This window comes from Clostridium sp. SGI.024 (genome assembly GCF_050315195.1).
Lineage (GTDB): Bacteria > Bacillota > Clostridia > Clostridiales > Clostridiaceae > Clostridium.
The window spans coordinates 1-7,660 of sequence record NZ_JBNPON010000097.1 but is presented as its reverse complement, the minus strand read 5'-3'; the positions used below and the strand labels follow the sequence as shown (position 1 = coordinate 7,660).

Genomic DNA, 7,660 nt, shown 5'->3' with positions numbered 1-7,660 from the left:
TATATCAAAAAGTAATAAGGAATATGAAATTATAGCCATTGGAGGTGATCAAAAGAGTTCAGTTTGTGTATCAAAAAATGGCTATATTTATTTAAGTCAGTACTTGGGGAGCCTAGAGGATTTTAATTCCTATAATAATTTTAAATATGTACTTAACCATTTTATTAACTTATTTGATATTAATAAAAAGCTTTTAGTACATGATATGCATCCATCATATTTAAGTACGAAATATGCAAAAGAGCAAAATATAAATAAAATAGAAGTTCAGCATCATCATGCACATATGGTTAGCTGTATGGCAGAACATTCGATATATGAAGATGTAATTGGAGTTATTTTGGATGGAACTGGCTTTGGATTAGATGGTGCAATATGGGGTGGAGAATTCTTAGTTGGGAATAGAAAGGAATTTAAAAGAGCTGGTCACTTAGAATATATAAAGATTCAAGGTGGTAATAAAGCAATAGAAGAACCTTGGAGATGTGCAGTAAGTTATTTATATTATTTAGGATATAATCCAGCAGAAATACTTAATAATATAGAAAAAGAAAAAATTGAAGTAGTAATACAAGCTTTACAATCAAGAGTAAATTGCTTTTTATCCTCTAGTATTGGGAGATTATTTGATGCCGTAGTATCAATTATTGGACTTAGAAATTATATAACTTATGATGGACAAGGAGCCATAGAATTAGAAAATATAATTGATAAAAATATAAATGAAGGCTATATGTATGATATTAGTGAAGCTAATGGAGTATTTCAAATAAAATATAAAAAGATAATAGAAGGAATATTAATGGATATAAAGCAAAGGGAACCTATATCTAAGATATCAGCAAAGTTTCACAATTCACTGGTGTATTCAACCTGTGATTTAGTTTGTATTTTAGGAAAAAAGGAAGGTATAAGGAAGGTTGTACTTAGTGGAGGAGTCTTTGAAAATGAGCATTTATTAAGGGGATTATATAAGAACTTAATTAAAAAAGGGTTTCAGGTTTTTTACAATAAAGAAATTCCAACAAATGATGGAGGATTATCTTTTGGACAACTTAATATAGCTAGTGAGATATTAAGTGAAAATTAATTGTAATTTAAAAACTGAAAGGAATGTAATAATATGTGTTTAGCAATACCAGGTGAAATGATAGAATTGAACAAGGATACAGCAAGGGTAAGTATTATGGGGGTAGAAAGTGAGATAAATATTCAAATAATTGAAGAACCAAAGGTTGGAGATTATGTTCTAATACATGCAGGATGTGCTATTAAAAAAATTGATTTAGAGTATTTTGAAGAGTTAACTGCAATGCTAGAATTACTTTCAGAAGTAGAAGGTAACTATGAATAAAAGAGATTTAATAAAAAAGTTTTTAGAAGAAATTAATACCTCTCCAATAAATAAATTTAATGTTATGGAGGTTTGTGGAACACACACTCAATCTATATCTAAGTTTGGAATTAGAAGTTTGGTTGAATCAAAAATAAACTTAATATCTGGACCTGGATGTCCTGTGTGCGTTACTTCTGAAGGGTATATTGATGAAGCTATAGAAATTACTAAAGAAAGTAATGTGATTTTAGCTACCTTTGGAGATATTATGAAGGTTAAAGGCAGTAAGGCAAGTTTAATTGATGAAAGAAGTAAGGGAAAAGATATTAGGATTCTATATTCACCATTAGATTCAATAAGCCTTGCAGAAGAAAATAAAGATAAAGAAATAGTTTTTTTAGCTGTTGGATTTGAAACTACAGCACCAATAATTGCTTTAACTATAAAAATGGCTAAGGAAAAAAAACTTAAGAATATTAGCTTTTTAATAGGAATAAAGAAAATGGAGCCTATATTAAATCATATACTTAAGGATGATAATTTAAATATACAGGGATTTATTTGCCCTGGACATGTAGCAACAATAACTGGAGCAAATTATTTTAAGTTTATTGCAGAAGAGTATAATATTCCAGCAGTAGTAACAGGTTTTAGTGAACTTGATATTATTGGAGCCTTATATTTTTTAACTAAAGAGCAAGGAAAGAGTAAAAAAAGCTTTAAGAACTTATATAAAGGTTGTGTTACCTTAGAAGAAAACTTGAAGGTAACTAACTTATTAAATGATGTATTTATAAATTGTGATAATGAATGGAGAGGCATTGGAGATATTAAGGCTTCAGGCTTTATATTAAATGAAAGTTATAATAATTATGATGCAGCAGCAAGATTTCAAGTAAATTTAAATAAAAAAAATACTAATAAATGTGCATGTAATGAGATTATATTAGGAAAGAAAAAACCAAGTGATTGTAAGTTTTTTGGAGCAAGTTGTACTCCAGAAAATGCAATTGGGCCTTGCATGGTTTCTTCTGAAGGAGCATGTTCTATTTTTTACAAATATAATAGGAGATGAATAAATGAAGGAAGTAATAAAGCTTACTCATGGTGATGGGGGAGAACATACTAAGAAATTAATTCAGGATGTATTTTATAAATATTTTAATAATGACTTGTTAACAAAAGCACAAGATGCAACGGTATTTGAAGGGGTAAATGGTAAATTAGCTTTTACTACAGATTCATTTGTAGTAAAGCCAATATTCTTTCAAGGAGGAAATATAGGAAAGCTTGCAGTTTGTGGAACAGTTAATGATTTAATAGTATCAGGAGCTAAGCCACTTTATTTAAGTGCAAGCTTTATTATAGAAGAAGGCTTTGAACTAGAAAAGCTTGAGGAAATAGTTAAGTCAATGTCACAAACTTCCTTAGAATCAGGAGTAAATATAATAACTGGAGACACTAAGGTGGTTGAAAAAGGTGAGTTAGATGGAGTATTTATTAATACTAGTGGAATAGGAAGAGTATCAGATAGATATTATCAAAAGTCAATTAAAGAAGGAGATAAAATTATAGTAACAGGGAATATAGGAGATCATGGAACCACAATTGCAGTAGAAAGATATAACATTAAGGTAAAAAGCAATATTAAAAGTGATTGTGCATCATTATTTCCTTTTATAGAAATACTTAAGGATAATTATGACTCAATAAAAATAATGAGAGATCCAACTAGAGGAGGTCTAGCAACTGTATTACATGAGTTTGCTGATATTTGTGGCCTTGGAATACATTTAAATGAGGGTGATATTCCTATTAATAATGAGGTTAGTGCTATAAATGAACTTTTAGGCTTTGACCCACTATATATGGCTTGTGAAGGAAGAATGGTATTAGTTGTAGAAGAAAGTCAGGCTGAAAAAGTTTTAAATTTAATTAAATCAATACATGAAGGCAAGGATGCTAAAATTATAGGAGAATTCGTTAAAGAACAGGAAAATACTATTTATATAGAAAATTATTTTGGTGGTAAAAGAATACTACCACCTTTAGAAGGGAATATGTTACCTAGAATATGTTAAAATATCATAATAAAATTAAAAAGGAAAGCTTTAAGTTTACAAAGCTTTCCTTGATATTTTATTAGAATTCAGATTGTCCTGTAGTTCTTAAATTGATGCTTTATTTAAAACTATTAATTATCTTAATATAATCAGAACAAATATTAAATTAATAATATTAAATAATTTGCAAAAGTAACTTCTGTTTCTTCGCGTAAACAGAAGTTGCTTTTTGATTTATAAATTATTTATTTTACCGCAATTTTTGGAAAAATATAGAATAATATTGTTAAAATTGATATAATAGGATTTAATTAGTGTATATTAAATGCAGAAATTAATATAAATATATTAACTTGAATATTGAGGAGTAGTATTATGGAGTATCCTTGTTGTAAAAGTATAATGAAAGAAAATATAGAAAATGATGTTTATACAACCTATGAGCTAAATTACATTAATCAGAAGGAGGAATTTTTAAGGTATATATTACCAGTTTTGAAAGAAGAGTATGGAGTAGGAATAGAGTTTGAAGAAAAAATAAAAAATATCAAGGCTGAGAGAGCAGAGAATTTAAAGAAATATATGCTTAAATATTTAGTACCTAATCCGGAAAAAGTACATGTGAAGGAAGACCATGGTTAAAGAATACTAGGAGCAAGATATCAGAATTAATTGCTAAGGATATGTTGAAAAAAATTGATGGAGTAACTTTTACTTGTAGAATTACTAAAGATGAAGAAGATTCAGATACGCCTAAAAGGGGAATAGATAATTTTGGGTTTATATTTAAAGAGATTGATGGAAATATAGAATTAAGCTCTATAGTTACTTGCGAAGTCAAAGCCTCTGATTCTAAAGATAGTCCACCAGCTGTGGTACATAACACAAATGATAGTTTGTATAGTACATTATTAAGCATGTGTAGTATTGATGATCGACTAAAAAAGGCATTGGCTAAGTCAATAGACAAATTAACGGATTCGCAATATTTTGAATTATTATGTAATATTGCAACGGATATAGAATGTGGAGAGAACTTTGATCTGTTAAAGAGTAAGATAATGGTTGTTCCGTTTCTTTTAAGAAAAAAAGAATTCTATACTGAAAAAGATTATGGGAATTTTAAATGTAAGCGTAGCGAATTTGCATCTTCTATTATAAAATATTATATAGTAACAATAGATTATGAATTAAATGATTTTGCAGATGAGATATATACAAAATTAAGGGAGGGTTAATATGATTTGTGATTTAGAAAGCAAGATAAACAAGTTATTAAGTTTAAGCAAAACAAATGAACTATTAACCTATTGGACTAAAAATGATATTTTAAAAAGAATTAACAATATTGAATCAAATAATATTGTACCTAGTAGGCACTCTGAGCTACTAGCATATATGTATCAAGGATCAGGAATTAAGATTCAGAACTTATCAGAAGATGAAGCTGTAAAATTTTATAAAAAAAGTTATGATATATGGAAGACTATATGGTATTCCAATAAAGATAAAGATGATATTGATTATATAAAGCAATTGTTCTATTTAGTTAGCACAGGTATTATTTCTGATTCATTAGCAGAAGTACGAATGATTTTGATGGAAATAGACTTAGATAAATATCTTATTGAGCAAGATGAAACAGAATGGACTAAATACTTAGAAGATAGAGTTTATTTAATAATATTGATCTTGTTAAGAAAGAAGGATGGATGGAATGATATAAAGTTAGTTGATAAAATTATTGAGAATATACAAATAGCCCAAAAATCTAAAGAAGATATATATCTATCAAAACTAGATAGAGAAGATTTATATGATGAAATATGTTGGATAGGATCTTTATTAAATATATTAGAGGCGGTGGAATATTATAAAAAATATATTCTTACAGGAAAACCAGAAAATATAGAAAAGATAATTACACGATATTGTATTGATTCTCAGGAATTATTAAAGCAAGCTAATAGAAGCGATAGGAACTTTATATTTATATTAATAGAAAAGGTGTTAAAAAAAATGGTGAGTATATCACTATGGGCAAGTGTAAGTGGTATATCTGAAAAAATAGATGAGTATATAAAATTGTTAACGGATGAAACAAATAATAAACCTATTTTTGAGTTATGGCCATCTCAACAACAAGCAATATCAAAGAATATTTTTGATACAAATAAGACTGCAATAGTAGTTCAAATGCCAACAAGTGCAGGAAAAACATTAATAGCGAAATTTTACATCTTACAAACATTAAATCTATATGCAAATGCAAAAATAGCTTATATTGTACCTACAAGAGCATTAGTTAATCAAGTGAAAAGAGATTTAAGATATGATTTTGGAAGAATTGGAATTAATGTAGATATATCTATACCATATAATGATATTGAAGGGATGGAGGATCAATTATTATTAAAAGATACAGATATAATAATAACTACTCCAGAGAAATTAGATATTCTTGTGAAGTCAAAACATCCTTTTGTAGAACAATTAAAGTTATTGGTAGTAGATGAAGCTCATGGTCTACAAGAATATGATAGAGGAGCTAAATTAGAATTATTACTAGCTATGTTGAGGAAAGAACATAGAAATTTAAGAATACTAATGCTGAGTCCATTTATGAAAAATGCAGATAACATATCACAATGGCTAAGTGGAGATAGAGGTCATGAAGTATTTGTTGATTGGAAACCATCACAACAATTTACAGGAAGTTATACATTAGATAAGATAAAAAGAAATGGAAGGTACACAGGAGAAATAACCTATATTCCTTCAAGTTTAAATACTATGTATTCATCTGAATTTAAAGTGAGAATTAATGATAGTAAAAGAAAAAATATTACAAAAACAGAGCAATCAATCTATATTGCTGAAAAGTATGAAAAATTAGGTGGAGTATTAATTCTATGTGTTAAAAAGATAATTGCAGAAGGTCTAATAAAGAAGTTTTTATATAGAGATGTATTAAAAAAAGAAAAATTAGATGAATTAAAGTTTTTATTGGATCTTGTAGAAAAGGAGATGGGTAAAGAATGCTTACTTTATGAATCTATAAGGCGTGGCTGTGCATATCATCATTCATCACTACCATTAATAATTAGAGAGGAAATAGAAGAGGCTATTTCAAAGCAGTTAATAACAATAGTAGCAGCAACTACTACTTTAGCACAAGGAATGAATTTTCCTATATCTACAGTTATATTTCAAGGTGTTAATATACCTAGTTCAGGATACTCTAGAAAAATGACAACATCAGAGTTTTGGAATATTGCTGGAAGAGCAGGAAGGGCATTGGTAGATAAGGAAGGGCATATAATAGTTATTTGTAATAACGATTCTGATAAGGAAGATTTTGAGAAGTATTTAAGATATAAAAATCAAGAGGTTATATCATCATTATTGAATATGTTAGAAAATGTACCTGAGGATGGGATTAATAAATACTGGATAAGGCAGCATAAGGAATTGTCCGCTTTATTACAATATATACATCATATATTGTTAATAGATCCTAATATTGAAATTGATGACTTACTTAGAGGAAGTTTAGTATATCATCAATTAGAAGCAAATAATGATAGAGAACTGGGAGAAAAACTATTAAGATTAACTCAGAATTATATTTATAAGCTAGATAATGAACTAAAAAGAAAAAAACTTATGGAGAGTATAGATAAAACTGGATTAAGTAGTATAAGTATGAACATGCTACTTATTAAGTTAGGAAGAGAAACAATAGAGATAGATGATAAAATTTTATTTGATTATAACGATACTAAATTAGAAAGATTAATTGATATAATTAATGAGATACCCGAGATAAATTTAAGTTTATATAATTCACAAGGATTTAGTGCAAAATTAGTGGCTAGCATAACAAAAGATTGGGTTAATGGGAAGACTCTTAGAGAGATAGCCTCTAATATAGACATTGGTAAAAGTAGTGAATTAGATGAAAAGATTAATGTGTGCGGAGAATATATATATAGTAAGTTAATAAATAATTTACCGTGGGGTATGTCAGCAGTGCAAAGGGCAAGCTCTATAGTAAGAGGCAAGGAGGGACATTATAATAATATTTTAGTTCCATCCTATATATATTTTGGAGTAAGTACAGAAGAAGCTGTTGCATTTTGCATGCTAGGAGTTCCAAGATTTGCAGCAGAGGAGATGGGTGAATATTGGAGAAGGCATAATGGAAAAATTAATATTGAAAAGGTAAGTCTTTTAAAAGTTTGGATGAAGTCCCTTAATA

The 7,660-nt window shown here is 28.1% G+C and carries 6 protein-coding genes and 1 pseudogene; all 7 read left to right on the top strand.

Annotation, left to right across the window (positions count from 1 at the left end; all coding sequences use genetic code 11):
• Positions 1 to 1,090: pseudogene (locus tag ACQRD5_RS16240) on the top strand (carbamoyltransferase HypF); the annotation flags it as partial.
• A gap of 33 nt (positions 1,091 to 1,123) precedes the next feature.
• Positions 1,124 to 1,354 (top strand): HypC/HybG/HupF family hydrogenase formation chaperone, encoded by a 231-nt coding sequence (locus ACQRD5_RS16235; protein WP_427747052.1) that lies wholly within the window; start codon positions 1,124 to 1,126, stop codon positions 1,352 to 1,354.
• The gene (hypD, locus tag ACQRD5_RS16230; protein ID WP_427747051.1) at positions 1,347 to 2,411 is read left to right on the top strand and encodes a hydrogenase formation protein HypD; all 1,065 of its coding nucleotides are present in this window, start codon (positions 1,347 to 1,349) and stop codon (positions 2,409 to 2,411) included. Before ACQRD5_RS16235 ends, hypD begins: the two co-directional genes overlap by 8 nt.
• Before the next feature lie 4 nt (positions 2,412 to 2,415).
• Positions 2,416 to 3,417 carry a hydrogenase expression/formation protein HypE gene (gene hypE, locus ACQRD5_RS16225; protein ID WP_427747050.1) on the top strand — a complete coding sequence of 334 codons (1,002 nt, stop codon included), beginning with the start codon at positions 2,416 to 2,418 and terminating at the stop codon, positions 3,415 to 3,417.
• Positions 3,418 to 3,801: 384 nt separating this feature from the next.
• Positions 3,802 to 4,041 (top strand): hypothetical protein, encoded by a 240-nt coding sequence (locus tag ACQRD5_RS16220; protein ID WP_427747049.1) that lies wholly within the window; start codon positions 3,802 to 3,804, stop codon positions 4,039 to 4,041.
• 41 nt (positions 4,042 to 4,082) lie between these two features.
• Positions 4,083 to 4,637 carry a hypothetical protein gene (locus ACQRD5_RS16215; RefSeq protein WP_427747048.1) on the top strand — a complete coding sequence of 185 codons (555 nt, stop codon included), beginning with the start codon at positions 4,083 to 4,085 and terminating at the stop codon, positions 4,635 to 4,637.
• A gap of 1 nt (position 4,638) precedes the next feature.
• A partial coding sequence (locus ACQRD5_RS16210; RefSeq protein ID WP_427747047.1) for a DEAD/DEAH box helicase occupies positions 4,639 to 7,660 on the top strand: 3,022 nt, incomplete at its 3' end.

Coding starts and splice junctions, on each gene's coding strand:
- ACQRD5_RS16220 (WP_427747049.1), top strand. CDS start 3,802: ATGAAAGAAAATATAGAAAATGATGTTTATACAACCTATGAGCTAAAT.
- hypD (WP_427747051.1), top strand. CDS start 1,347: ATGAATAAAAGAGATTTAATAAAAAAGTTTTTAGAAGAAATTAATACC.
- ACQRD5_RS16215 (WP_427747048.1), top strand. CDS start 4,083: ATGTTGAAAAAAATTGATGGAGTAACTTTTACTTGTAGAATTACTAAA.
- ACQRD5_RS16235 (WP_427747052.1), top strand. CDS start 1,124: ATGTGTTTAGCAATACCAGGTGAAATGATAGAATTGAACAAGGATACA.
- hypE (WP_427747050.1), top strand. CDS start 2,416: ATGAAGGAAGTAATAAAGCTTACTCATGGTGATGGGGGAGAACATACT.